General features: G+C 60.3%; 28 protein-coding genes and 1 tRNA gene. 15 read left to right on the forward strand and 14 right to left on the reverse strand.

The window, feature by feature from the left end:
* From AC2VNM_RS03225 to mntA, 5 genes are all read right to left on the reverse strand, one after another.
* Positions 1–239: PilW family protein (locus AC2VNM_RS03225; protein ID WP_486912877.1), on the reverse strand; the 239-nt coding region annotated here is incomplete at its 3' end.
* 1 nt (position 240) lies between these two features.
* Positions 241–663, reverse strand: coding sequence for a type IV pilus modification PilV family protein (locus tag AC2VNM_RS03230; RefSeq protein WP_483189965.1), 423 nt, complete (start codon positions 661–663; stop codon positions 241–243).
* 32 nt (positions 664–695) lie between these two features.
* Positions 696–1,244, reverse strand: coding sequence for a GspH/FimT family pseudopilin (locus AC2VNM_RS03235; RefSeq protein ID WP_483166207.1), 549 nt, complete (start codon positions 1,242–1,244; stop codon positions 696–698).
* Between the two features lie 166 nt (positions 1,245–1,410).
* A complete protein-coding gene (hepT, locus tag AC2VNM_RS03240) occupies positions 1,411–1,839 on the reverse strand; it encodes a type VII toxin-antitoxin system HepT family RNase toxin (RefSeq protein WP_483166206.1) in 429 nt (142 codons plus the stop codon).
* Positions 1,829–2,224 carry a type VII toxin-antitoxin system MntA family adenylyltransferase antitoxin gene (gene mntA / locus AC2VNM_RS03245; RefSeq protein ID WP_483189966.1) on the reverse strand — a complete coding sequence of 132 codons (396 nt, stop codon included), beginning with the start codon at positions 2,222–2,224 and terminating at the stop codon, positions 1,829–1,831. The genes hepT and mntA overlap by 11 nt, the downstream gene beginning before the upstream one ends.
* Positions 2,225–2,379: 155 nt before the next feature.
* Between mntA and AC2VNM_RS03250 the strand changes: the two genes are divergently transcribed.
* The 6 genes from AC2VNM_RS03250 (at position 2,380) to AC2VNM_RS03275 (ending at position 7,426) form a co-directional block, all read left to right on the forward strand.
* Positions 2,380–2,453, forward strand: a tRNA-Gln gene (locus AC2VNM_RS03250).
* A gap of 392 nt (positions 2,454–2,845) precedes the next feature.
* On the forward strand, positions 2,846–3,895 hold the full coding sequence (locus AC2VNM_RS03255) for a tyrosine-type recombinase/integrase (RefSeq protein ID WP_483189967.1): 1,050 nt from the start codon (positions 2,846–2,848) through the stop codon (positions 3,893–3,895).
* Positions 3,892–4,599, forward strand: coding sequence for a hypothetical protein (locus tag AC2VNM_RS03260; RefSeq protein WP_483189968.1), 708 nt, complete (start codon positions 3,892–3,894; stop codon positions 4,597–4,599). The genes AC2VNM_RS03255 and AC2VNM_RS03260 overlap by 4 nt, the downstream gene beginning before the upstream one ends.
* 191 nt (positions 4,600–4,790) lie before the next feature.
* A complete protein-coding gene (locus AC2VNM_RS03265; protein WP_483189969.1) occupies positions 4,791–5,000 on the forward strand; it encodes a hypothetical protein in 210 nt (69 codons plus the stop codon).
* Between the two features lies 1 nt (position 5,001).
* Positions 5,002–5,295 (forward strand): hypothetical protein, encoded by a 294-nt coding sequence (locus AC2VNM_RS03270; protein WP_483189970.1) that lies wholly within the window; start codon positions 5,002–5,004, stop codon positions 5,293–5,295.
* Positions 5,282–7,426, forward strand: coding sequence for an AAA family ATPase (locus AC2VNM_RS03275; RefSeq protein ID WP_483189971.1), 2,145 nt, complete (start codon positions 5,282–5,284; stop codon positions 7,424–7,426). Before AC2VNM_RS03270 ends, AC2VNM_RS03275 begins: the two co-directional genes overlap by 14 nt.
* Before the next feature lie 961 nt (positions 7,427–8,387).
* Here AC2VNM_RS03275 and fdhD read toward each other — a convergent pair.
* Together fdhD and AC2VNM_RS03285 are read right to left on the reverse strand one after the other, a co-directional pair.
* Positions 8,388–9,203 (reverse strand): formate dehydrogenase accessory sulfurtransferase FdhD, encoded by an 816-nt coding sequence (gene fdhD / locus AC2VNM_RS03280; protein WP_483189973.1) that lies wholly within the window; start codon positions 9,201–9,203, stop codon positions 8,388–8,390.
* A gap of 14 nt (positions 9,204–9,217) precedes the next feature.
* Positions 9,218–10,114, reverse strand: a complete 897-nt coding sequence (locus tag AC2VNM_RS03285; protein ID WP_483189974.1) for an NAD(P)-dependent oxidoreductase — start codon at positions 10,112–10,114, stop codon at positions 9,218–9,220.
* Between the two features lie 150 nt (positions 10,115–10,264).
* Here AC2VNM_RS03285 and dapF point away from each other — a divergent pair, with 150 nt between their 5' ends.
* Genes dapF through hslU form a run of 6 tightly spaced genes read left to right on the forward strand, consistent with a single transcriptional unit; the run spans position 10,265 to position 14,734 of the window.
* On the forward strand, positions 10,265–11,134 hold the full coding sequence (gene dapF, locus AC2VNM_RS03290; RefSeq protein ID WP_483189975.1) for a diaminopimelate epimerase: 870 nt from the start codon (positions 10,265–10,267) through the stop codon (positions 11,132–11,134).
* Complete coding sequence (locus AC2VNM_RS03295) at positions 11,131–11,307, forward strand: hypothetical protein (RefSeq protein WP_483166201.1); 177 nt, start codon at positions 11,131–11,133, stop codon at positions 11,305–11,307. Before dapF ends, AC2VNM_RS03295 begins: the two co-directional genes overlap by 4 nt.
* Positions 11,308–11,310: 3 nt before the next feature.
* Complete coding sequence (locus AC2VNM_RS03300; protein ID WP_483189976.1) at positions 11,311–11,976, forward strand: DUF484 family protein; 666 nt, start codon at positions 11,311–11,313, stop codon at positions 11,974–11,976.
* Positions 11,969–12,874 (forward strand): tyrosine recombinase XerC, encoded by a 906-nt coding sequence (locus tag AC2VNM_RS03305; RefSeq protein ID WP_483189977.1) that lies wholly within the window; start codon positions 11,969–11,971, stop codon positions 12,872–12,874. The genes AC2VNM_RS03300 and AC2VNM_RS03305 overlap by 8 nt, the downstream gene beginning before the upstream one ends.
* Complete coding sequence (gene hslV, locus AC2VNM_RS03310) at positions 12,867–13,409, forward strand: ATP-dependent protease subunit HslV (protein WP_215871363.1); 543 nt, start codon at positions 12,867–12,869, stop codon at positions 13,407–13,409. Before AC2VNM_RS03305 ends, hslV begins: the two co-directional genes overlap by 8 nt.
* Positions 13,406–14,734 carry an ATP-dependent protease ATPase subunit HslU gene (hslU, locus tag AC2VNM_RS03315; protein ID WP_483189978.1) on the forward strand — a complete coding sequence of 443 codons (1,329 nt, stop codon included), beginning with the start codon at positions 13,406–13,408 and terminating at the stop codon, positions 14,732–14,734. Before hslV ends, hslU begins: the two co-directional genes overlap by 4 nt.
* Here the strand turns inward: hslU and AC2VNM_RS03320 are convergent.
* The 6 genes from AC2VNM_RS03320 to ftsY form a co-directional block, all read right to left on the reverse strand.
* A complete protein-coding gene (locus tag AC2VNM_RS03320; protein ID WP_483189979.1) occupies positions 14,731–15,819 on the reverse strand; it encodes a mechanosensitive ion channel family protein in 1,089 nt (362 codons plus the stop codon). The genes hslU and AC2VNM_RS03320 overlap by 4 nt on opposite strands.
* 47 nt (positions 15,820–15,866) lie before the next feature.
* The gene (locus AC2VNM_RS03325; RefSeq protein WP_483189980.1) at positions 15,867–16,205 is read right to left on the reverse strand and encodes a DsrE family protein; all 339 of its coding nucleotides are present in this window, start codon (positions 16,203–16,205) and stop codon (positions 15,867–15,869) included.
* Entirely contained in the window at positions 16,202–17,059 is an 858-nt protein-coding gene (gene rpoH, locus AC2VNM_RS03330; RefSeq protein WP_483189981.1) for an RNA polymerase sigma factor RpoH, read from the reverse strand. Before rpoH ends, AC2VNM_RS03325 begins: the two co-directional genes overlap by 4 nt.
* 98 nt (positions 17,060–17,157) lie before the next feature.
* Entirely contained in the window at positions 17,158–18,063 is a 906-nt protein-coding gene (gene ftsX / locus AC2VNM_RS03335) for a permease-like cell division protein FtsX (RefSeq protein WP_483189982.1), read from the reverse strand.
* On the reverse strand, positions 18,060–18,719 hold the full coding sequence (ftsE, locus tag AC2VNM_RS03340) for a cell division ATP-binding protein FtsE (protein WP_483166193.1): 660 nt from the start codon (positions 18,717–18,719) through the stop codon (positions 18,060–18,062). Before ftsE ends, ftsX begins: the two co-directional genes overlap by 4 nt.
* On the reverse strand, positions 18,716–19,984 hold the full coding sequence (gene ftsY, locus AC2VNM_RS03345) for a signal recognition particle-docking protein FtsY (protein WP_483189983.1): 1,269 nt from the start codon (positions 19,982–19,984) through the stop codon (positions 18,716–18,718). Before ftsY ends, ftsE begins: the two co-directional genes overlap by 4 nt.
* A gap of 42 nt (positions 19,985–20,026) precedes the next feature.
* Between ftsY and rsmD the strand changes: the two genes are divergently transcribed.
* Genes rsmD through AC2VNM_RS03360 form a run of 3 tightly spaced genes read left to right on the forward strand, consistent with a single transcriptional unit; the run spans position 20,027 to position 21,391 of the window.
* Positions 20,027–20,596, forward strand: coding sequence for a 16S rRNA (guanine(966)-N(2))-methyltransferase RsmD (rsmD, locus tag AC2VNM_RS03350; protein ID WP_483189984.1), 570 nt, complete (start codon positions 20,027–20,029; stop codon positions 20,594–20,596).
* Positions 20,593–21,096 (forward strand): pantetheine-phosphate adenylyltransferase, encoded by a 504-nt coding sequence (coaD, locus tag AC2VNM_RS03355; protein ID WP_483166190.1) that lies wholly within the window; start codon positions 20,593–20,595, stop codon positions 21,094–21,096. The genes rsmD and coaD overlap by 4 nt, the downstream gene beginning before the upstream one ends.
* A 43-nt stretch (positions 21,097–21,139) precedes the next feature.
* Entirely contained in the window at positions 21,140–21,391 is a 252-nt protein-coding gene (locus tag AC2VNM_RS03360; protein WP_483166189.1) for a YfhL family 4Fe-4S dicluster ferredoxin, read from the forward strand.
* A 26-nt stretch (positions 21,392–21,417) separates the two neighbouring features.
* Here AC2VNM_RS03360 and AC2VNM_RS03365 read toward each other — a convergent pair whose 3' ends face one another.
* Positions 21,418–23,376, reverse strand: a complete 1,959-nt coding sequence (locus tag AC2VNM_RS03365) for a dynamin family protein (RefSeq protein WP_483189985.1) — start codon at positions 23,374–23,376, stop codon at positions 21,418–21,420.
* Positions 23,377–23,393: the final 17 nt, after the last annotated feature.

Genomic DNA, 23,393 nt, shown 5'->3' on the forward strand with positions numbered 1-23,393 from the left:
GGCAGCCCGTAGCCCGCCGACTCGATGGCCTGGCGCATGATGGCCATGGCATTACGGCCCCGTTGCCACATCTCGCCATTGGCGGATTGCTGGCTGACGCCCTGGCTGGTGTGTAAAAAGAAGCTGAAGATCGCCGTGGAGAGCAGGCCCACCACCGCCAGCGCCACCAACAGTTCGACCAGTGAGAGACCGAACTGGCGATCTGCTTTGCTTGCAAGGAATTCCTTGGTCGCTCTCATATCAGTATCCCACGATGGTTTGGGTTTGATAGCTGGCGCCATTACCCCAGCTCACTATCACCGAAGCATTGCAGGGGCACTGGCTGGCGCCACTCATGGCGCTTGCGGTGATCGAAACGGTCGCCTGCAGTGGCATCCCATAGGCACTCATTACCGAAGACACCGGTGCCAGCAAGGAGTTACTGGCTGAAGTGGCGCTCGCGGTGGCGCCATTCAGATTCAAGGCATTCGCCCCATTGGCTCGTAACACGCCTACAGCACTCTGAGCGATCTCGAAGCCGGAGGTGAGGTTCTGGTTTTGTGCCGACATACTGAAACTGTTCAGAAAGAGGCCAATGATTCCCAGGGAGCCAATGGCAAAGATGACGAGGGCGACCATCGCTTCAATCAGGGTCAGCCCCTGTTGACGCTGGGCTGAGCTCATCTGCTGAGCTGGGCTGGTGTGCGTCTTGGCGCTCATTGGAGGGTACACACGCTGCTGTTGGAGGACGCGGTGGCGCAGTTGCGCAGGTTGCCGGCGCCGCTGAGCTGCACCAGCCAGTAGCCGTAGTAGGCCGCATTGGTGCCCACCGTTCCAAAGGTCACGTTGGCGCTGGTGACGGTGCCTGTCGAGCCGTATACCATCCCGGTGGGTGTAATACTGAAGGTGCTGCCAGTCAGAACATTGCAGACGGTATTGGGGTAACGGCTGGCAAAGGAGGTGGCCGGCATCTGAGGTGCTGACTGCGAGACGTTGGGAGCCGCTGGCGTGATGGTCCAGGAGCAGGGGTTACCTTGAATGGTTACCTGCACGGGATATCCTGACCGGATCGCGTAGCCCTGCGCCCAGGCGAGATCCTGCTGCAGATGTCCGGAAGCCCCTTGGATGCGCGCCCGGGTCATCCAGATGTTGAACTGGGGAATGGCAACGGCGGCTACGATGGCCATGATGGCAATGAGGATCATGAGTTCCACCAGAGTGAAACCCATGGCTGTGACGCGCATCCGCCCGTGCTTCGCGATCACGTCCCCGCCGCCTCCCTCGTTCCAATATCTGCCACGCTCATGCTCCCCTTCCATGTCATGAACGTCTAAATAGTCGAAACGACACAGATTGCCAGATTTTGCAGCGGGGGAAGCTGCCTGCTGCTGAACCGTGACGTTCGTTGGGAATGGCGAGTGTTGGGGATGGTCACTCCCCCGGCTGCGTGGCGTCGTGCAGCAAGACCGTCTGGCTGAACTGCAAAAACTCGTCCAGGTGCTTTTCCAGGATGCTGATCGTGATGGAGAGTTGCAGTTCCTGGTAGCTATGTACGGCAATGTTGCGAAAGCCAACCATGCGTTTGAGGCTGTCAGCCAGCGCCGCCTCGATCCAGCCGCCTTGCGCCAGCAGCGCAAATACATCGCGCGCGCTTTGGGGTACGCCCAACCGTTCGCGGCGAATCAGGTGCTGGCCCATGTCCAGCGCCGCTTCGCAGGCACGTTGGATGTTCAGGATAGCGGCATCCTGGCGGGTGAAATTGCTGGCGAAGGTGGCGGGGTCGGCAGTGTATTCTTCCCGAGCCCGCACCACACAGCGCTCGATGATTGCGGCCTTGTTCAGTAACACGTCATCGGCCATAAACGGTTCCTCTTTGGCGAATATCCGCCAGCAGCCCGGCGCGGGCGGCGTCCAGTGCGGTTTTTTCACTGAGCACGGCGGCCTCGAACAAGGCTGCTTGGGCATCCTTGGTCCACCAGCGCTGGCCGGTGCTGAGGATCTGGTATTGCAGGACGGTAGAAGCCGCACGTAGGTCGAGCAGATCGACTGCGCAGCCCGCCACATCGGATAAGTCTCCCGCCAGCTCAAACAAGGTCAGAGGATCAGCATAGCCCTCCACCAGCACGGCCAGATCCAGGTCACTGTCCGGCCCTGCCGTGCCGCTGATGCGGCTACCAAAGGCGTAGATCGCCAGCAGCTTGGGCACGCGGACTTGCAAGGTTTGCATGATTGCCGGGCGGTTCATGCGAGATCCCGCTTCATCGAAATTCCCCTGGGCTTTGCGTTGGAAGGTCAAAAGTATACCGATGCGGCAGCGCCATAGACAGTCGCCGCTTGTCGAGAATCCGATGCCGGAATTTGACAGGAAGCCGGGCCAACCAGTATGCTTTCGCGCTCGATTGGGGGATCGTCTAGCGGTAGGACAGCGGACTCTGACTCCGCTAACCGTGGTTCGAATCCACGTCCCCCAGCCAAGTAAAATCAAGGCTCTAGCAGAAATGCTGGGGCCTTTTCTTTTGGCCGTGGGGGAAATTTGGGGGAATTGCCCACAACAACCGGCGAGACGAAGCTTGTCCCAAGAGACCTGCATCGAGGGCAATTCTGGAGGTCGATTCCCCCATTATTCCCCCATATCGCCGATGCTCGGGACCAGAAACCAGTAAAAACAATTCGATAGGTTGAATGGTCAACGGATAGTATATCCGTTGTTGCGGTTTTTTGTGTGTAGTCGCATAATGAGATCAGGCCGAGAGGTGCGCCAACACCTGCCCGACCCTACCACCGGCAAACCTGACAGGAGGCCGCCAATGGATACCCAGATCATACCAGCCAGCGCCGCCCCCCTCACCTTTTGGAGGGCCTGACTATGGCATACATCGAGAAGAGAACCGGAAAACAAGGGACCACCTACAAAGTACAGATACGGCGGAAAGGTCATCCCACCATCACCCAGAGTTTTGCCCGCAAGACCGACGCGGAATCATGGGCGCGCAAGACAGAAGCGGACCTGGAGCGCGGCCAACTATTCCCCGAAAGAGAGGCCCAGAAGCGCACGGTCGAGGATGCCGCCAAGAAATATCTCGCCGAGCACGTCCCAGGCATGGCGCATCCCGAAGATCGAACCCGGCATATTCGCTGGTGGATAGATCAGGTAGGGGAAATGCGTCTGGTCGATCTACGGCCAGAGGTCGTCAATGCGAAGATTCAGGAACTCGCCCAAACCCCTACCCGTCGCGGCGGTACGCTGGCAGCTAGCACGATCAGGCATTATCAGATAGCGATAACTCACCTGCTGAACATGGCTCGCAAGTGGGGATGGATACAGCATCCAGACACTGAGCGAGTCATCAAGCCCAAGGTCGATAACGACCGCCAGCGATACCTTACCGATGAAGAACTCCCCCGATTGCTGGCGGCGGTCAAGGGTCATCAAGACCTGGAACTGCTAACCGTGCTGGCGCTGGGAACGGGAGCGCGCGCGGGGGAATTGCTATCCCTTGCATGGGACCAGATCGATCAAAAGCGCGGCCTGATAACGCTCTACAAGACCAAGAACGGGGACCCCCGAACCATCCCCCTACCAGAGGCGGCCAGACCCCTCTTGGCGGCCCGTATTCGTCGCCTAGGGGTGCGATTGGTATTCCCTAGCAGGCGAGACCCGGAGAAGCCAACCAACGTAAGAAACGCATGGTTAAAGGCCCTGGAACTTGCCGAGATCAAAGACCTACACTTTCACGATCTGCGGCATAGCGCGGCATCCTATCTGGTGCAAGAGGGAATCTCGCTAGTGCAGGTCGCGGCGTTGCTCGGTCATCGTGATTTGAAAATGACCCGTCGGTATTCGCACCTTGCCCCGGAACATCTGGCCCACCTAGGCGCGCGGCTAGATCGAAAGATTAAAGGGGGTGCAGCATGAGCCAGATCGACCCGGTAACACTGGCAGCAATCCGCCAAGAACAGGCTCCCGAATGGGTCAGGGTCGAAGATGCTCAACGAGAGCACGGCATCACCGATGGGCAGGTGCTGAGCGCATGGAGAGAGCAGCGCATCGAGGTTGCTATCGAGATCGCCCCTTGCGAGTTTTGGTCCGACCCAGGCAGTAATCCGCCAGTTTACATCCACCTCGGCGGCCCGCTGCGGCTTCCTCAAGAGGCCATCGCGCAATTCAGCGCCGGGGACGTTGCCGAGGTCTCTGCGGTATGGTCGCCGCCACTTTTTGGGAATGATGGGGCCATGCTGGATTTTGGCCGCTATTTGGTCCTAGAGAAGGCAATCAAGGCCCGTCTAGGTGCCCTCTGGATTGATCGTCGTCAGATCGCCCGGATACTGGAGCGCCCAGCGGCAAAGGTGCTTGCCGAAGTCCTGGAAGCGGCAAGAGTCGCCGAGGAAGAACCGAAACCGCAAAGAGGGCGGGCAATGGATGCCCAGATAGAGAAGCTGCTAGAGGTCATCGACGCCGAAGGGTACGACCGGATGTCCTTGCCAGACGGAAGCAAAAGTAAGGTTTTGAGGCTCGCCGTCGAGCGATTCCCGACCACCTTTCCGCCCAAAACTGGAGCGGGAACTGCCTGGAAAAGGGCCAGCGAGCGCGGCCTGATTCGTCACGAACAGAAGCGCTAGCGTTATGCTCAGGGGTGGAAATTTTCCACCCCATTTTTTCCACCCCCAGCACAAACCCAATAGCGGTAACGGTCTGGAGTTCCCACCAATTTCCCCACCCTAGAAACACGCATTTCCACCGTTGAAACAATAAGTTATGGCGTTATTCTGCAAACCATCGCCACATGGGGCGAAATTGGAGAATGCGTCGTATGGATACACAGCAAACACTCTTCACGGTTAATGAACTCGCTCAGATTGAACCCGGCTTGACGGTCGGCGGTTTGCGCCACCTGATTTTTCATCGAGGCTCCGATCTGGAGGCCGAGGGCGTCATCGTCCGCTTTGGTCGAAAAATTTTGATCGACCGCATCAGGTTAGTTGAATGGCTGCGCGCTGGAAACGCCAAGCGGGTGGCGTGACATGAGAGATAAAGCATCTGCAAAAGAATGGGCGTTGCAGTGCCTGCAATCCGGGAAGGTCATCGATCACCCGCAGGCCATTATTGGCGGGCATGGGTGGCGGCTCGCAGCGCGGATTTACGATCTTCGGAAAGAAGGCCACCGAATTCTGACGGCACGCGGAAGCGGCGGCATTGCCAAGTACCATCTTCCAGATGACAGGCAGCTTGATCTATTCGCGGGAGAAGGCCCGGCGGCAACCGGGCCAGATCACAACGGAGAGACCGCCAAGGAGGACGATCATGCAGAATGTTGACGCTTTTAAGGAGCCGTCGCAAGGTGCAATGACATTTGCACCGCCATCCGAAGCGTTGCCGGAAGTTCTGCCGGAGCAGATAAAAGCCCTGCCGCGCTGGTTACTGTGGCGTGCTGAGCCTTTTGCCGATGACGCAACCAGAAAACCGCGAAAGGTCCCTTACTATGCCACCGGGGAACGCCGTCAAGGGCCGCTAGACTCGCCAGAGGACATTGCCCGTCTCTCGACCTTTGAGACCGCCTGGAGCATCTACAATGGCGCGCCTGACCGATGGGCAGGCATTGGCTTTGCTGTCACCGGCGAGGGAATTGCCGCGTTCGATCTAGATGCCTGTCTGGACGATGCCGGAGATTTGATCGCGGGCACCGCTGCTGAGGAGATCGCCCAAGAAGCGACGAACGCCGGTCTATATGCAGAGACCTCACCATCTCGCAGAGGGCTGCGAATCTTCGGCGAATCAACGATTCTCGAGCCTCTCAAGGATGCCGCTACGGGCGTTGAGTACTATGCAAAAGGGCGATTTCTAACCGTCACTGGCCGCGTTCGCTTCAATCCCGGGGGCTGGGGTAGCCTGCGCCCAATCCGTGCCCGTCTGAAGCGCCCTGACGCCAGCAATGGGGCATCTGGACCAGCTCCAGAGGATGCCGGGCAGTACGTCCACCCGGCAACCGTGCGCGATCTGCGTTCCGCGTTGCTCTTCCTGCGGTCCGATGATCGCGGCCTATGGATACGCATGGGCCATGCGCTGAAAACCCTAGGCGAGACTGGCCGCGGACTCTGGCTTGAATGGTCCAGCACGTCGGAAAAGTTCGACCCTGCTGACGCCTCGCGTACTTGGGAAACTCTCAGACCGACCAGCACCAGTCATGAAGCTGTATTTGCTGAGGCACAACGGCAAGGCTGGACCAACCCAGGCAAAAGCTACCGTGAAGAGATGCGCCCAGATGCCGGAGAGCGCCAGCCATTTTTTGAGCCAATCGGCGGCCTTATCTCCAATCCCAAGCCAATTGACTGGCTAGTCAAAAACTACCTAGAAAAAGGCAGCGTCTCGGTTTTGCTTGGTGAACCTGGCCGGGGAAAAACTTACCTTGCTCTTTCATGGGCTTGCGCGGTCGCAACTGGCAGCGATTGGGCTGGACAACGGGTCCAGCAAGCGCCGGTCCTGCTAATTGCTGGCGAAGGTCAGCAAGCTGTAATCCGTCGTGCTGTGGCTTGGCACACCATCCACGGCGGCCTGGACGATGCCCCCCTGAACATCTCGCGTGGCGCTGTGTCGCTGAACTCTGATGCTTTCGAGGCGGTTATGGCCGAGATTTTAGAAATGCCGGAGCCTCCAGGTCTGGTCATCATTGACACGCTGGCCCGATGTCTAGACGGCGACGAAAACGCGCCGGAGCCTATGGGCGGTTTTGTAAAAGCTATGGACCGGCTACGGGATGAGACAGGAGCAACCGTCCTTGCCTTGCATCATCCAGGCAAGGCAGACCCCAGAGACCCACGCGGTCATAGCAGCCTGCGGGGTGCGATCGATAGCCTTTTTCTGTTGGAGGCCCGGCAGGACGGCGTTGCGCTGATAAACACCAAACAACGAGGCGGCCAGCCATCAAAGGCCAAATTTTTCCGATTCCGCCAAGCGGAATTGCCCGAAGGATGGCGAGACCCAGAAGCGCCGAATGAACCGGTTTATGACGCCATCGTTGAGGCGTGCAGTCCGCTGGAAAATCCAGAAGATGATGACCAAACGAAGGGTTTGAAAGACGCCCAGCGGCAGGCACTGGCAATACTGCAACGTCTGGAGGCCGAGTACCAGCGCAACCTTGCCGCCGATGGAAGAGACCCCGAGGCGGCGCGGGTCGTTCTCAAAGACTGGCGCGATGCCTGCAAAGAGGGCGAAATCGCGGTCAAGCATTTCTCCAGAATCAGGAGAAGCCTGCAGGACCGGGAACTAATCGGCTTTGATGGTCTCTTTGCCTGGACTCTCCCCAAAACCCCAAACACCCCGAATGGGGCAAATGGGGATGCCCACAATTCCCCCAATACCCCAAATGCCTTTAGGCATGGGGGGTTTGGGGAGTGGGTCGGGTCTATCACCAATGATGAAGAAAAAGTAGCAGAGGAGATGCAAGCATGAGCGGTCCGTATTCCTTCGGCACCATGCGAGACCCCGCCGAGCTGGGGGGGGCTTTGCATCTTCGATGATGACGGCGCGGAAACTCTGGTTAGTTGGGCCAGAGGGCACGGCATCCCCGCCGCCGTCGAGCTGTTTGCCCGATGGCTGCAAGAGGAGATCGAGGACGCGGCCGCGCAGAAAGATCGAGCCCGGGCAGTGGAGTTGCGGCGGTCAAAGTTCCGCCTGGTGGCCGACCGCGGGGGCGATACTGAAAAATCATGAAAATCTCGCGCGCGTGAGGTGCCCAGTTTCGTCACATGTACACGCGCGCGCGCACGCGCGAGGCACCCGGCACACCAAGCAAGAAATATCGGCCATAGATGCGTTGTGAGCCACTTTCGTGGGCATGGCAACCCCTTTACACCACAGCGGCAGCAAAACGGCTCAGAAGCCATCTATGCGCCAGCAACAGGCATTCGGTCACTCTGGCCGGTTCTCTCCCCCTGCGCGGCGAGAATTTTCGGAACTATAAAAACGGCCCCGACTTCGGCGCTGTTTCCGGCTCCATCGTGAGCGCCATTGTGAACGCTGAAACATAGCGGCGGCGGGTGTTTCACGGTTATCTTGAAAGTATCGTGAGCGGCTGGATGAATTGGGCTCATGGGCACCGCGCCAGGCCCTGCAGACCATCCTTGGATGGTGTTCTTCGAGATCTATTCTTGGGGGAAATTTGGGGGAATCGAGGGGGAAAAGTGGCGATATTCGGCAACACGGCATAGTATCCGCTTTCATCTATGGTCCTGTTTTTCCTGTTATTTCATGCTACCTTGTGTTGTAACTTGTTGATCTATAAGGGACTCTGACTCCGCTAACCGTGGTTCGAATCCACGTCCCCCAGCCAAGTAAAATCAAGGCTCTAGCAGAAATGCTGGGGCCTTTTCTCTTGGCCGTGGGACACTGGCAGGGCTGCTACTACGCGGCGTTACCGTGAAAATCTCTGAGAGAGTTCCCTTCCGCCATCGCAATACAAGGTGGCGCGACCGTCGCGGACAAAACCTACCAGCTGCACGTGATTTTTTCTGGCAATGTCCACCGCCATGCTGCTCACACCGGAGATGGCTGCTACCAACGGAATTCGCCAGGCGAGAGCCTTGCGCACGATCTCGAAGGGCAGTCGTGAGGAGACTGCCAGAATATCTGCCGAGCCGGGAACGGCACCGCGGGCCAAGGCGGCGCCGATGACCTTGTCGACGGCATTGTGGCGACCGATGTCCTCGCGCACCAGGATCTCTCCGTCGGTAAAGCGAAGGGCGGCAGCGTGGCAGTTGCCGCTTTGCTGGTGGAGACACTGCTGTGCCGCGAGTTCCGCCATGGTTGCATGAATTTGCTCCGGATCAGGCAAATTCCGGGCGGCGGGTAACGGCGCGAAGGGCTGCAGGCCGCGAAAGTCGGGACAACCGCAAAGCCCGCAGGCGCTGGCGCCGGGGAGTGCCCGGCGGTGGCTGGCGGCGCGATCCATGGCAGTCGCATGCAACTGCAAATAGATGGCGGTGCCCTCCGCTGTACTCTCGATTTCCAGTGCCAGAATCTCTTCGGGCGTTCGTACGATGTCCTCGGTCCAGAGAAAGCCCCGCGCAAAATCCGCCAGATCGTGGGGAGTTGCGAGCATGACGGCATAAACCTCGCCGCTGAGCACGAAGGAAACCGGGGACTCCTCGACCAGGCTTTGCGCTTGCCCCTGCCAACTCGCCTTGAGGCCGGGACTGTCATCAGCTATCTGCGATTTTTCTGCCGCCACCGGGTACCTAGCCTTCAGTCATCCCTATTCGTAGAGTGTAGTCCAGCGCTGCGCGCCGCTTCGACGCCCAGCGCCGCCCAATCGACATCACTCTCGCCACGGGCAGCAAGGGCCAGAAAGCGCTCGCGCAGGGCGCCAAAAAAAGGCATGGGCACGGCCAGCTTCTCTGCGGCTTCGCCCACCAGGCGAAGATCCTTTTGCCCCAGGGGCGCGGCAAAGCCGGCGGGGCGTATGGCGCGATCAGCAATGAGCTTGCCGTAATTGCGATGTACGGGGGCGGTGAAGAGGGATCGGGTGAGGAAATCGAGATAGGCATAGCGGTCGACGCCGCCTTTCTCGACCAAGGCCATGGCTTCGCCCATGGATTCGATGGTGGAAGCAATCAGGAAATTGCCACTGAGCTTGACCAGATTGGCGAGCTCCGGCCGCGGCGAAACCCACCAGAGGTCCTGCCCCACCCGCAGGAAGACTGGCCGCAATCTTTCTACGATTTCTTCCTCTCCACCGGCTACCAGAAACAGTTTGCCAGCAGCCGCGGCGTCGGGGCGCCCGAACACCGGCAGGGAAACGAAGTGCTGCCCAGCCGCCGCGTGACGCTCGGCAAGTTCGGCTGCCAGAGCCACGCTGATGGTGCTGCACGACACATGGACCGCGCCTTCGGGCAGGCTTTCCAGCAGGGCCCCTGGTGCCAGCACGACATCACGCAGCGCCTGATCGTCCGCCAGCATGGTAAAGACCAGCTCACGATCTGTCATTGCTCCGGGATGAGCGACGGCCCTGGCACCCTTGGCCAGCAGCGGCTTCGACGCCGCGGAGTTACGGTTGTAGACGACCAGATCCGCCTGCGAATCCAGAAGGCGTTGCGCCATTCCGCTACCCATCCGTCCGAGTCCCAAAAAACCGATTTTCATGCCACCTCCTAAACATTCATACCAGTTGGTTTAAAGCTAGGCCCTCAGCAGCCTGCGGTCAAGAAATCCATAGCCTCCCGTAAGCATCTGCGCCTGGCAGACACTATGCAGTCTGCCACAACCTGTTACACTCCCTATATGAGCAAAATCATGGAACAGTACTCCGCCCTTTCCCAACCCTGGACCTTTACCAAGATGCATGGCCTGGGTAACGACTTTGTCGTGCTCGATGGTGTGCGTCAGTCCTTTTCCTTGCGGCCGGAGGATTGCCGACGGATTGCCGATCGTCACTTTGGCATTGGTTGTGATCAGATTTTATTGGTGGAACCGGCCACCGACCCCGATTGCGATTTTCGCTATCGCATCTTCAACGCCGATGGCAGTGAGGTAAATCAGTGCGGTAACGGTGCGCGCTGCTTTGCCGTTTTCGTGCGGCGCAGTGGTCTGAGCGACAAGAATCCCATCCGGGTGGAGACCCGTGCTGGGCAGATGTCGCTCCACAGCCGGCCGGATGGTCTGGTGGAGGTGGATATGGGAGTGCCGATTCTCGACCCTGCCGCCATCCCTTTTCGCGCTGAAGCCCCTGCCAAGGAGTATGCGTTGCCTTTCCGCGGCCAGGCGTTGCCGATTGCCGCGGTGAGCATGGGCAATCCGCACCTGCTGCTGGCGGTCGACCAATGCGACAGCGCCCCGGTTGCCGACTGGGGCCCGGAGCTGGAGCAGCACCCCGCCTTTCCCGAGCGCTGCAATGTCGGCTTTCTCGAAATTCAGGACCCTGCACACCTGCGCCTGCGTACTTGGGAGCGCGGGGCGGGGGAGACCCTCGCCTGTGGTAGTAACGCCTGTGCGGCGGTGGTGGCGGGCCAGCTCTGGGAGCGGCTAGCCGATACGGTGCAAGTCACCCTTCCCGGGGGTACACTGGAAATTCGCTGGGCGGGTCCTGGTACGCCACTGTATATGGTAGGGCCCGCAGAAGTGGTTTTTGATGGTACCTGGATCCCCGAAGGAGAAAAGACATGAGTCAGCAGCTTCTGGATGCCATTGCCCGCAATCTGCAGGTACCTGCCGGGCAGATCGCTTTTCTGCACAAGCTGGAAGAGAACGAGCTGGAACTGCTCGCGCAATTCATCGCCCAGCTCGAGATCCATGCACGATCCGAGCAGTATAGCGACACCCATTGGGAGGATGACTGAGGGATGCAGGACGAGGCTGCCGCACAGTGCCGCGCCTATCTGCAGGCGCACCCCGAATTTTTGCTGCAGGAACCGGATCTGCTGCAAGAACTGACGCTGCCCCATCTGGGCGTTGGCTCTGCCAGCTCTCTGCTCGAACGCCAGGTGCAGCGCCTGCGCGACGAACGCGATCAGTTGCAGCACTATGTCGATACGCTGCTCCGTCAGGCGCAGCGGCAAACGGAGTTGGGACGGCATCTCGGCCGCCTCGCCGTCGAGCTGTTACTGGCGCAGAGTCCGGGCGCTTGCGTGGCGGCCTTGCGCCGCAGTCTGGAAGAAGATTTCGCCGTGGAGTCCTTTGTGATGCTGACGGGGCCGCAATCCTGCCTGCCCGATGCCATCACCCTGGAGGAAAGTGACTGGCAACGCTTGGCGGATGATCGAGAGGCCCGGGCCGGCGTGCAACTGGAGGAAGGCGAACTGCGCCGGTATTTTCCGGCAGCGGCATCCCTGCCGGCGTCGCTGGCCAGTATCCGCGTATGCGGCGCAGGCTGTAGCGCGCTGATTTTGCTGGCCAGTGCAGACCCCGAACGCTATGGCGCCGACATGGCAACCGACCTGCTCGAGCAAATCTCCCGGCTGTTCTCTGCGGCCCTGCAACGCTGCGCCGGCAGCGATCGTGATGCCTAGCGAAATCGACTTGCAGATCGAGGCGTTTTTACAGAGCGCCCCGACGTGCCTGGCCGCCCGCTCCGTCGTCGCCTACCGCGAGGATTTGCAGTTGTGGCAGGCGTTTTTCACCGCGGAAAAGATCTCTTCCCTGACCGACATCCAGGCCCCTCAGCTTCGTCATTTCCTGCTCCGCGAACACCAGCGAGGGGTGTCGGTGCGCAGTCTGCGCCGCCGCTTTGCTGCCCTGCGCGCCTGGTTCCGCTGGCTGCGCCAGCAGGATCCACAAATTGTAGATCCGAGTCGCGGCCTGCCCATGCCCAAGGGCGAACAGCATTTTCCCGATTGGCTGGGGATCGATGTGGCGCAGAAGCTCCTCGACACCCAGGCAGACGCCGGGAATGACTGGCTGCAATTGCGCGATCAAGCCATCCTCGAACTGCTCTATTCGAGTGCCTTGCGGGTCTCGGAGCTGGTGCAGCTGCAGCGCCACGATCTCCATCTGGAGGCGGGCCTGCTGCGCGTTCTCGGCAAAGGCCAAAAGCAGCGCATCGTGCCCGTGGGTCGCATGGCGCGGGGGGCCCTGCAACGCTATCTGGCGCGGCGACCAGAAAGCACGGAGACAGCCCTTTTTCTCAATCGCCTTGGTCGTCCTCTGGGCGTGCGGGGCGTGCAGTATCTGGTCGACAAGGCCGGACGAGAGCGTCTAGGGCAGCGTTTGCATCCTCACAGTCTGCGCCACAGTGCTGCCAGCCATCTGCTGCAGTCCTCCGGCGATTTGCGTGCCGTCCAGGAATTTCTCGGCCATGCACAGATTGATACCACCGCCATTTATACCCATCTGGATTATCAGCATCTGGCCCAGGTCTACGATCAGGCGCACCCGCACGCCAAGCACAAGGAGCAGTCGCATGAGTGAAGCAACAACCCTGCACGGCACCACCATCCTCTCGGTACGCCGTGGGGAGAACGTGGTGATGGCCGGGGATGGTCAGGTCACTTTTGGCAATACCGTCATGAAGGGCAATGCGCGCAAGGTGCGACGCATCGAGCCGGGGGTGCTGACCGGCTTTGCCGGAGCCACCGCCGACGCGTTTACGCTCTTGGAGCGTTTCGAGGCCAAACTCAAGGCGCATCCGGGACAGCTCGCCAAGGCTGCGGTGGAGCTCGCCAAGGAGTGGCGCACCGACCGGGTATTGCGCCGTTTGGAGGCGATGCTGGCGGTGGCGGATCGCAGTCAGAGCCTGATCATCACCGGGCAAGGCGACGTCCTCGAACCGGAGCATGGCATCATCGCCATTGGCTCGGGCGGCCCCTACGCCCTCGCCGCCGCCCGCGCCCTTCTGGAAAACAGCGATCTGCCCGCCCGCGCGGTTGCCGAGCAGGCCTTGGCGATTGCCGGGGACATCTGCATTTACACCAATCAACAACGTACCGTGGAAGAATTGTCATGAAAATGAGTGAAATGACCCCGCGCGAGATCGTGCAGGAGCTCGACAAATATATCATCGGCCAGGCGGAGGCGAAGCGCGCCGTTGCCGTTGCCCTGCGCAATCGCTGGCGTCGCGCCCAGGTGGATGGTCCGCTGCGGAAGGAAATCACCCCCAAGAACATCCTCATGATTGGCCCTACCGGGGTGGGTAAGACGGAGATCGCGCGGCGACTGGCTCAGCTTGCGAGTGCTCCCTTTCTGAAGGTGGAGGCCACCAAGTTCACCGAGGTGGGCTATGTGGGCAAGGATGTCGAATCGATCATTCGTGACCTGGCGGAGATCGCCGTGAATCTGCTGCGCAGCGAGCGGCAGGCCGCCAATAGCCAGCGCGCCGAGGAGCTGGCGGAGGATCGCCTGCTTGATATCCTCGTTCCTGGACCGCGCGACAGCAGTATCCCGCGGCAGGACGAAGGCACGCGGCAGAAGTTCCGCAAGATGCTGCGCGAAGGACGTCTGGACCAGCAGGAGATCGAGATCGAACTGGCGGCGCCTAAGGCCAGTGTCGAGATCATGACCCCGCCCGGCATGGAGGAAATGAGTGCTCAGCTACGCGATCTGTTCAGCAACATGGCGCCGCAAAAGACGGCCAAGCGCAAGATGCCCATTGCCGAGGCGCGCAAGCTGCTCTGTGAGGAGGAGGCGGCCAAACTGGTCAATGAGGACGAAGTGCGCAGCCTGGCCCTGGAGCGGGTGCAGGAGGATGGCATCGTCTTCATCGACGAAATCGACAAGGTTACCTCGCGGGGCAGTGGGCAAAGCGCGGCAGAGGTCTCCCGCGAGGGAGTGCAACGCGATCTCCTGCCGCTGATCGAAGGGGCGAGCGTCAGCACTCGCTATGGCGTGGTCAAGACCGACCATATCCTGTTCATTGCCTCGGGGGCCTTTCATCTCAGCAAGCCCGCCGACCTGATCCCAGAGCTGCAGGGGCGTCTGCCCATTCGTGTCGAATTGCAGGCGCTGCAGGCAGACGATCTGGAGCGCATTCTGCGCGAGCCGGAAAACGCCCTGATCCGCCAGTACAGCGCCTTGCTGGCGGCGGACGGCGTCACCCTGCAGTTCGAGGACTCCGGCATCCGCCGCATTGCCGAGATTGCCCAGCAGGTGAATGAGCGGGTCGAAAACATCGGTGCCCGCCGCCTGCACACGGTAATGGAACGCCTGCTGGAAGAGATTGCCTTTCAGGCGCCGGACCACGACGGCCAGCCGCTGCGGATCGACGCCGACTATGTCGATGGCCGCCTGAATGACCTGGCTGCCGACGAGGACCTGTCCCGCTACATCCTCTAGGCCTTGTTCCCCGCCTCGGCGTCTGTCAGCCGCAGGAGTTCGAGCTGGCTGTTGAGAATCCGCACATCCTGCTGCTGACGCGCCACCGGGATACCTTCCGCCAGCAAGGACTCCATGACGCCGGCGCGTAGATCCGTCTGCACATTGAACATCAGGTTGCAATCGCGCAGATACACACGCAGATAGACCACGATCCCGTTCGTATTCACGTCGAGAATCAGGGCCGAGGGCGGGATGATGCTGGGATCATCCTGCATGACGTCCGGGTGCCTTTGCGCAACTGCCACCAGGAGTTCCTTGACCCGATCGAGATTGGCGTTATGTTCCACCGTAAAGGGTAACATCAGGCGTACCACGCTATTGGAATGCATCCAGTTGGTGACCTGCCCGGAGATGATCTCGGAATTGGGCACAAAGACTTCGGTGCGGTCAAAGGTGAGGATGAGGGTGTAGCGGATGCTGATGCGCTGGACATAACCCTCGGCGCTGCCGACCTTGATCCAGTCTCCTACCTTGATCGGTCGTTCGAAGATCAAAATAATGCCCGAGACGAAATTGTTGACCATGGTCTGCAGGCCAAAGCCAATACCGACCGATAAGGCGCTGGCAATCAGGGTCAGCTTTTCCAGTGGCACCCCGGCAAGCCCAATGCCAATCAACAGGCTCAGGGTGATGGAGACATATTTGCTCAGGATAACCAAGGAGTAGCGTGCTCCACTGTCCAGAGAAAACATGCCCAGAAAATTGTCGAGTCGTCGGGTACTGAATTCCACCAGACGCAGTAATAGCGCCAGAATGATGATGGCAGCGACGACATGTGCGGGGACGATTCTGACGCCACTGACGGTAAAACCATCCAGAAAATAGTGTCCGATATAGCGCAGACCCTCTTTGGGCATGCCCCAGTTCAGGGCCAGGGCAACGACTCCAGCGCAGAGGATGCTGAGCTGCGCAATCACTCGCAGCAGGTAGAAAGGCAGGGAACCCTTGTGGGGATAATGGCGAAAATAGCTGCGCTGTAGCCACCACAGTAGTCCCACAGCGACGACAATGATGGCACTCGTCCACAGATGCTGAATCAGCAAGGAAGCCCTCCCGTAGATCGTAGAGAAAATGGGGAAGGGAGCGGAAATTAGGGCTTGATGTAGGCGAACCCCTGCGCCTGCGCCTCGCCCAAAGCGAGGACGCCGACAGGTGCCACTTGGCTCCCTTCTGGGCGGCCTGCGGCATCAAGCTCGTAGGCCGTCAGACTATTCTGACAAAAGAAAAATTCTACCCCTTGGGCGACCAAGGCAGTGGCCTCCCGCCGCCAGAGCCCTTCTGCCCACAGGGGAATGGGGGCAGAACCATTGGCGATCACTCGCAGCCGAACGCCGGCATCAGAGCGCAGTGCATTGCGGAGATTGCCGAGGAGCAAGGGCCATTTGCCCGGCTCATCGATATGAAAGACCAGTGTAGCGACAGGTTTCAAGCTGCGGCGTTCTCTAGCAGCCTCTGCCGCAATTTGTTCATGCTACTCTTTTCCAGTTGCCGCACGCGCTCCGCCGAAACCCCGAGCTCCTCGCCAAGGGATTGCAAGGTCTTGGGTTCCTCACTCAGCCAGCGATTCTCGATGATGTAGCGATCGCGAGGCGGCAACGTGGCCAAGGCGCTGCGCAGCCCACGCTCGCGTGAGCGGTCCCAATCGCTTTCGATGATCTGCTCGACCGAAGACACGCCCTGATCCGCCAACTCGAAGGTACGAGCGTGCCCTTCCTCGTCCTCGCTGCTGTGGTCGAGGGAATAGTCATGCCCCGCCATGCGACCTTCCATCTCTAGCACCTCGCGCTGGCTTACCCCGAGTTCCTCGGCAATGGCCTCGCTCTCACTCAGGTTCATCCAGCCCGTATCGCTGCGACTGGAACGCAGGTTGAAGAAGAGCTTGCGCTGCGCCTTGGTGGTTGCCACCTTGACGATCCGCCAGTTGCGCAGGATGAATTCGTGCATCTCGGCCTTGATCCAGTGTACCGCGAAGGACACCAGGCGCACCCCGTGGTCGGGGTCAAAACGTTTGACCGCCTTCATCAGACCGATGTTGCCTTCCTGAATCAGATCCGCCTCGGGCAGGCCATAGCCACGATAGACGCGGGCGACGCGCACGACAAAACGCAGGTGGCTCAGCACGAGGGCCTTGGCTGCCTCCATATCGTCCCGCTCGCGCAGACGCTGTGCATAGTCCCGCTCTTCTTCGGCGCTCAACAACGGCTGCGCATTGACAAAGCGCAGGTATGCCGCCATGCCGTCTACACTCGCCAAATCTCTGTTCGCGATCGCCAGTTCATTCATTGCCTGTCTCCTGTTTCCGCTCTGAGTATAGACCCGTGCCATGGGCAAAGGTTTACTCCGAACAACTTTTCTCTACATGGGGACGTGCATCCGGGATTTCAAGAGACGGTATTGTTGAGATGTCGGCCCACCGCCACCAAGGAACCCAGCCAGCCCAATGCGGCGCTGATGAGCACCAGGAGAAACCCCTCGCCGACTGTCAGAGCATGCAGGGGAAAGCTCGTGCCGTAGAGGCTCGCCAGATGATTGACGGGCCCCTGCAGGATGGCAAAGGCGATGGCCACGATCAACCAGGCCAGGAATCCGGCGAGTATGCCCTGGATCAGGCCCTGATACAGAAAGGGGCGGCGAATGAAACTCTTGGTTGCCCCGACCAGGGAACTGATCTCGATCTCGTCGCGACGCTGCTCGATATGCAGGCGGATGGTGTTGCCCATCACCAGCACCGCACCCAGGGCCAACAGGATGGCGAGGATGTAGACTGCCCGTGTACCGAGGGCCACGATGGCCTGCAGTCGGGCCACCCATTTCAGGTCCGACTGGGCGCTGCGCACGATAGGCTCGTGGCTCCACTGCTGGACCTGCGCTTCCAGACTGCTGGGGCTTTGCGCCAGAGGGTTCAGTTCGACGATCAGGGAGGCCGGTAGGGGGTTCTCGCCCAGTGTCTGGATGGCTGCGGTCATCCCCGCATAGCGCTGAAAATCCGCCAGGGCGCGATTCTTGTCGACAAAGCGCACGGCCACGACGCCAGGGCTCTGCTGGAGCTGACGACGAAGTTGGGCGACGGCCTGGGGACTGGCATCATCGTGCAGATAGAGCGAAATCTGCGCCTGATTGTGCCAGCTGGCGAGGAGCTGCTGCAGGTTGCTCAGCGCGGTAAACAAGCCGACGGGCAGGGCGAATACGACTGCGAGGGCGATGATGGTGAGTGCCGTGGCGATGGGTTGGCGCAGCAGCGTATCCCGCGCATTGCCAAGGGCCTGCAGGCGTATGTGAAGGCTCATGCTTTCTCCTGCAACTGTCCGTGGGCAAGGTGCAGGGTGCGTACGCCCATGCGGTCCACCTGACCCTGATCGTGGGTTGCCACCAGCACCGTGGTGCCGTGCCGATAAAAATCGCGGAACATGTCCAGGATTTCGCTACTGAGTTCGGGATCGAGATTGCCGGTCGGTTCATCGGCCAGCAGGATCTCCGGGGTGTGCACGATGGCCCGGGCAATACCCACCCGCTGTTGTTCACCGCCCGAGAGGGTCTCGGGAAATTCCCGCCAGTGTTCTCCCAGCCCTACCTTGTCGAGGGCAGCACGCACGCGATGGTCGAGTTGCCGCGCGGACATGCCCGCCACCTGCAAGGTCAGCGCGACATTGGCGTAGACGGTGCGGTCCATGAGCAGCTTGTGGTCCTGAAAGACGACCCCGACGCGCCGTCGATACGCCGGGATGTGGCGGCGACGCAGGGTGGCCAAGTCTACCCCGGCGACGCGCAGGGTGCCGTGGCTCACCGCTTCCAGCCGGGTCAACAGCTTCAGCAGGGTACTCTTGCCCGCGCCGGATGGACCCGTAAGCAAGGCCATTTCGCCCTTGCCCAACTGCAGATTGAGCTCGCGCAGGACGTGACGACGTCCTGGATAGTGCTTGGTGACATTGATGAACTCGATCATGCAGACTCCCGCGCAAACAAGGCATCGACAAAGGCCTCGGCATCGAAGGGACGGAGGTCTTCCACCCCCTCGCCGACGCCGATGAAACGGATAGGAATGGGCAGCGCCTGAGCGATGGCCGCCACCACGCCGCCCTTGGCGGTGCCATCCAGCTTGGTGATGCAAATGCCGGTGAGGCCTACCGCAGCGTGAAACTGTTGGGCCTGCTGCAAGGCATTCTGGCCGGTACCGGCATCCAGCACCAGCCAGATCTGCTGCGGGGCGCCGGGATCCTGCTTGCCAAGAACGCGCTTCACCTTTTTTAACTCTTCCATCAGATGGCCCTGGGTATGCAGGCGCCCGGCCGTATCGGCAATGAGGAGGTCGGCACCGCGCGAGCGGGCCGCGGCAAAGGCATCAAAGATCACCGAGGCGCTATCGGCACCACTGCCTTGGGCAATCACCGGTACTTGCACCCGCGTCCCCCATCCCTGCAACTGCTCCACTGCCGCGGCGCGGAAGGTATCTCCAGCCGCCAGCAGAACCGCAAAGCCCTCCCTTTTCCAGCGCGCGGCCAACTTGCCGATGGTGGTGGTCTTGCCGGCACCGTTGATGCCCACCATCATCAGCACCTGGGTTTGCCCTTGTTTTGGCGCCCAAGGCTCGCAACGGGGCTGTAAGAGATCGAGGAGAGACTGACGGATGGCTTGCTGCAGCGCCGCCGGGTCGCTCAGCTCCTTGCGACGGACCTTTTCGGTGACAGCTTGCATGATGCTGCGGGTGGCAGGCACGCCGACATCAGACTGCAAGAGGATGGCCTCCAGATCCTCCAGAAGCTCGTCATCGATTTCTTTTTTGCCGAGCACGAGGCGTGCAACACCCTCGCTCAGTTGTTCGCGGGAGCGGCTCAGTCCCGCTTTCAGACGGGCAAAGAGGCTTTTCTTGGGTGCCTCTGCAGGCGGTTGCGTGTCGGTTTCCCCTACCGTCGGGGAAGCCGCCCTCTCGATCTCATCGCCTGCGGTCGTGGCGGGAGCCGGCTGCGCCTCGTTCAGCGTAGTCCCGGGCTCCGCGAGGGGCGCTTCCGGCGCCGGCTGGCTTTCTTCTGGGGGCTCGGCGGCAGGAACCGGGCTGGTCGGAGTGTCGGGTACGGAAGGTAGCGGCTCTTGGCTTGGCTCCGCGGGTTCGGGAACCGATGGCGTTTCCTCTGCGGGGGTGCTTTTGTTACGCTTGAACCAAGAAAAAACCATGATCTGTGGGCCAACCTCATTGTCGCTGTCGGCCCGCATTATCTCGCGAAGGACGAACTCGAACAATCTCTTGGAGACGCGATGTCGGTTGCCATCATTGCCGGGAAGTTGCGCGGCAAGAAATTACAGACGGCCAGCGGTGCCAGTATCCGGCCTACACCAGGCGTAGTGCGCGAGCGTCTGTTCAACTGGCTGGCGACGGAAAATGCGGGTGCCCGGGTGCTCGACCTCTTTGCTGGGACCGGCGCTTTGGGGCTGGAGGCCTGGTCGCGAGGTGCCGAACGGGTGGACTTTGTCGAGAGTGCGGCCGCGCACCGACGAATTCTGGAGAAAAACCTTGCCAGTTGTGACCCCGACGCAAAGCTCCGCCTGCTCGGCCACGATGCGCTCAGCATCCTACCCCGGCTGGCACGGCAGTACGATCTGGTGCTTGCCGATCCGCCCTTTGCGGCGGGCTGGCCGGAGCGCCTGCGGCCCCTCCTGCTGGGCGAAAACAGCCCGGTACATGCGGGAGGGTGGCTATATCTGGAGGCCAATGCTGTGGAGCTCTGGCGGGAAAGCGAACTACCCGCCGGCTGGGAGTGGTATCGCAGCGGTCGTTGCGGCGCCAGCCACTATGTGCTGCTGCACTTGCAGGAGGGGGAAGCATGAGCCAGAACGAGAGTCCGCGCCGTATCGTTTATCCTGGCACCTTCGATCCGATCACTCTCGGACATGAGGACTTGGTGCGTCGTGCTACCGGCCTTTTTGATGAGGTAGTCGTCGCCGTCGCCGCCGAGACACCCAAACGGACCATTTTTCCTCTGGACGAGCGGGTAGCGTTGGCCGAGGCCTGCTTGGCGGGAATCCCGGGGGTGCGGGTCCGGCCATTTCAGGGGCTCCTCCTGCATCTGCTGCAGGCTGAGGGGGTACGGGTCATTCTCCGTGGACTGCGCGCGGTTTCCGATTTTGAGCATGAGTTTCAGCTGGCATCGATTCAGCGACGCATGGATCTGCGTGTGGAGACCTTGTTTCTCATGACTTCGGACGCCCACACTTTCCTGTCGTCGAGTCTGGTGCGCGAAATCAGTCGTCTGGGCGGTGACGTGAGCGCCTTTGTGCAGCCCGTCGTTGCCGATGCCCTGCGTCGGCGCTTTGCCCCGCAAGGCTAGGAAAGCGTAGAATCAGTCCAGTTTCTTCTTGGGGTGCTTTTCCATGTCGTTGCACATTCTTGACAACTGCATCAATTGTGACGTTTGCGAACCCGAATGTCCCAACGGTGCCATTCACATGGGGCCGCAGATCTATGTCATTGAGCCAGGGCTTTGTACCCAGTGTGTGGGTCACTACGATACCCCGCAGTGCCAGGAGGTTTGTCCGGTAGACTGCATCGAGCTCGATCCCGCCAACCCGGAATCGGCAGAGGCCTTGCAGGAAAAATTCCTGCTCCTGACCGGCCAGATCTGATCTTTGCGGCAGCGACGCTGCCTGAATCAGATGGCTTTCGCGTCCAGGGCGTTCTGTACCAAATTGCTGACTCTTTCCAGTTCCTGAACTTGCTGCTGCGTGTTGCTGCGCTGTGTCTGCAAGTGTTCTACCCGACCGTCGATGCTATCCATGGCCAGTGAGATGCGCTCCAGTGCCTCGAGCTCTTCGGCCGCTTTGCGATGGTAGCTTTCCAGGTACTGATTCATGACGGCCATGACCTCGTCCACCCAGTTCTGCGCGTCGCGGCGCGTGTCGACGATATAGTCACGCACCTTGCCAGCCACCGTGAGAAACGCCTTGCGAACGACGGAGCTTTGCGTGTTCACCGCAATTTCCAGCATCATGCCGAAACGTTCGTAACTCTCTGCCATGGCCAATAGCTCGGCGCGACGGGGAAGTATGGCATAGGGGATGGTGGCCAAGGCCGGTAAGGAATAGCGTTGCTGCAACGCGGCGTACTCCTTGGTGATTTCACCATTGACCCTTTCCGCACCAGCCAGCGCCAGGTCGAATTGCCGGGTGGCCTCGGCGAAAAAGTTGCGAAAGCGATCGACGATACCCGCCGTGGTCCAGGCGGAAAGCATCTCGCCCTTGGCATTGCTGATGATCAAGTCAAAGGTGGCGGTGGAGAGCGGGGCGAACAAATGTTCCTGGACAGATTCCTGAAAGGCCAGCTTCCGTCCCTCGAAGGTGCTTCGGTCTTGCTCGAAATGCGCCAGACGCTGTTGATGCTGGCGAACCAGTTTCGGTACTTTTTCGCCGGTGCGGTCCTTGAGCTCTTGCAGGCCCTGGATTTGCGTGACCAGATGCCGGTCCTGCTCGGCCAGCTGTGCTTTTTGCTCGGTCAGGATGCGCTTTGCTAGAGTCCTGCTCTTCTGCTCCAGGGCTGCGCGGTGGCCCGGGATGATCAATTCGGCGATGGCTTTTTCCAGCTCCAGAATGCCGCTGCGCTGCAATACTTCCTCATTGCCGCGGATGCGAGCCAGAAGCGCCTTCTGGCCGCTGATGGGGATCACCTGCGCACGGGTAATTCCCAAACGCTCCGCCGTGCGCTGTGCCTGGGCCTCGATTTCTTCCTCGATTTCGAAGGGATCACGCAGCTCATCCCAGAGGGTGTCGACCTTGTTCAAGAGGACGAGTTGGTGTTGATTCCGGTTGCGTTTGAGGTATTGCTCCCAAATGGTCAGGTCACTTTGCGTAACCCCTGTATCGATCCCGAGAATGAAGAGCAGGGCATCGGCATTGGCGAGCATGCTGAAGGTCAGTTCGGGTTCCGCGCCGATGGCGTTCAAACCGGGCGTATCGAGCACGGTCAGGCCGGCGTCGAGGATCGGATGGGGCAGAAAGAGCATGGAGTGCCGCCAGCGCGGAATCAGGACCTTGCCCAGCCCGCAGGAGGGACAGACGCTGCTCTCCTGACCCTTGGCCACGCGGTTGAGGGGTGGACAGAGTCCCAGGCGCCTGGCTTCTTCGATTGCGACACAAATGGTCTCGGTCAAGACCTTCAAACGCTGGCCCTGGTTGCCGCCTTCCTCACAACTGAGCCGTACCCACGCGCTGCCCGCCCGTTTGAGCTTTTCGATGCTGACATCCATGCTGCGGCTGGCGATGGGCAAGAGCTGCAGTCCCGCGCGGCCTTGTGGGGCACCGCGGATTTCTACTGGGCACATGGTGGTCTGGCCGGTGCTGGAGGGCAGGAAACGCTGGCCGAGATCGGCAAACAATAGGGCGTTGATCAGTTCGGTCTTACCACGGGAAAACTCACCCACCACCGCCAGGCGTAGATTGTCCTGTTCGACCTCGAAGGCGAGGTTTTCAAGCTGAAGAATGCTCCCCCCGGGAAGCAACCCGAGATCGCCGGTGAGCTCGGCCAGTTGATGCAGCGATTGTGCTACCTCCTCTCGCCACAGCCGAAAGGATCGCAAGCCTTGCAGAATCGGCGAATCATTCAATGAATTTGGCATGTCGCTCCCGTTCGCTG

It is taken from the genome of Acidithiobacillus sp. TH-A67 (assembly GCF_057473545.1).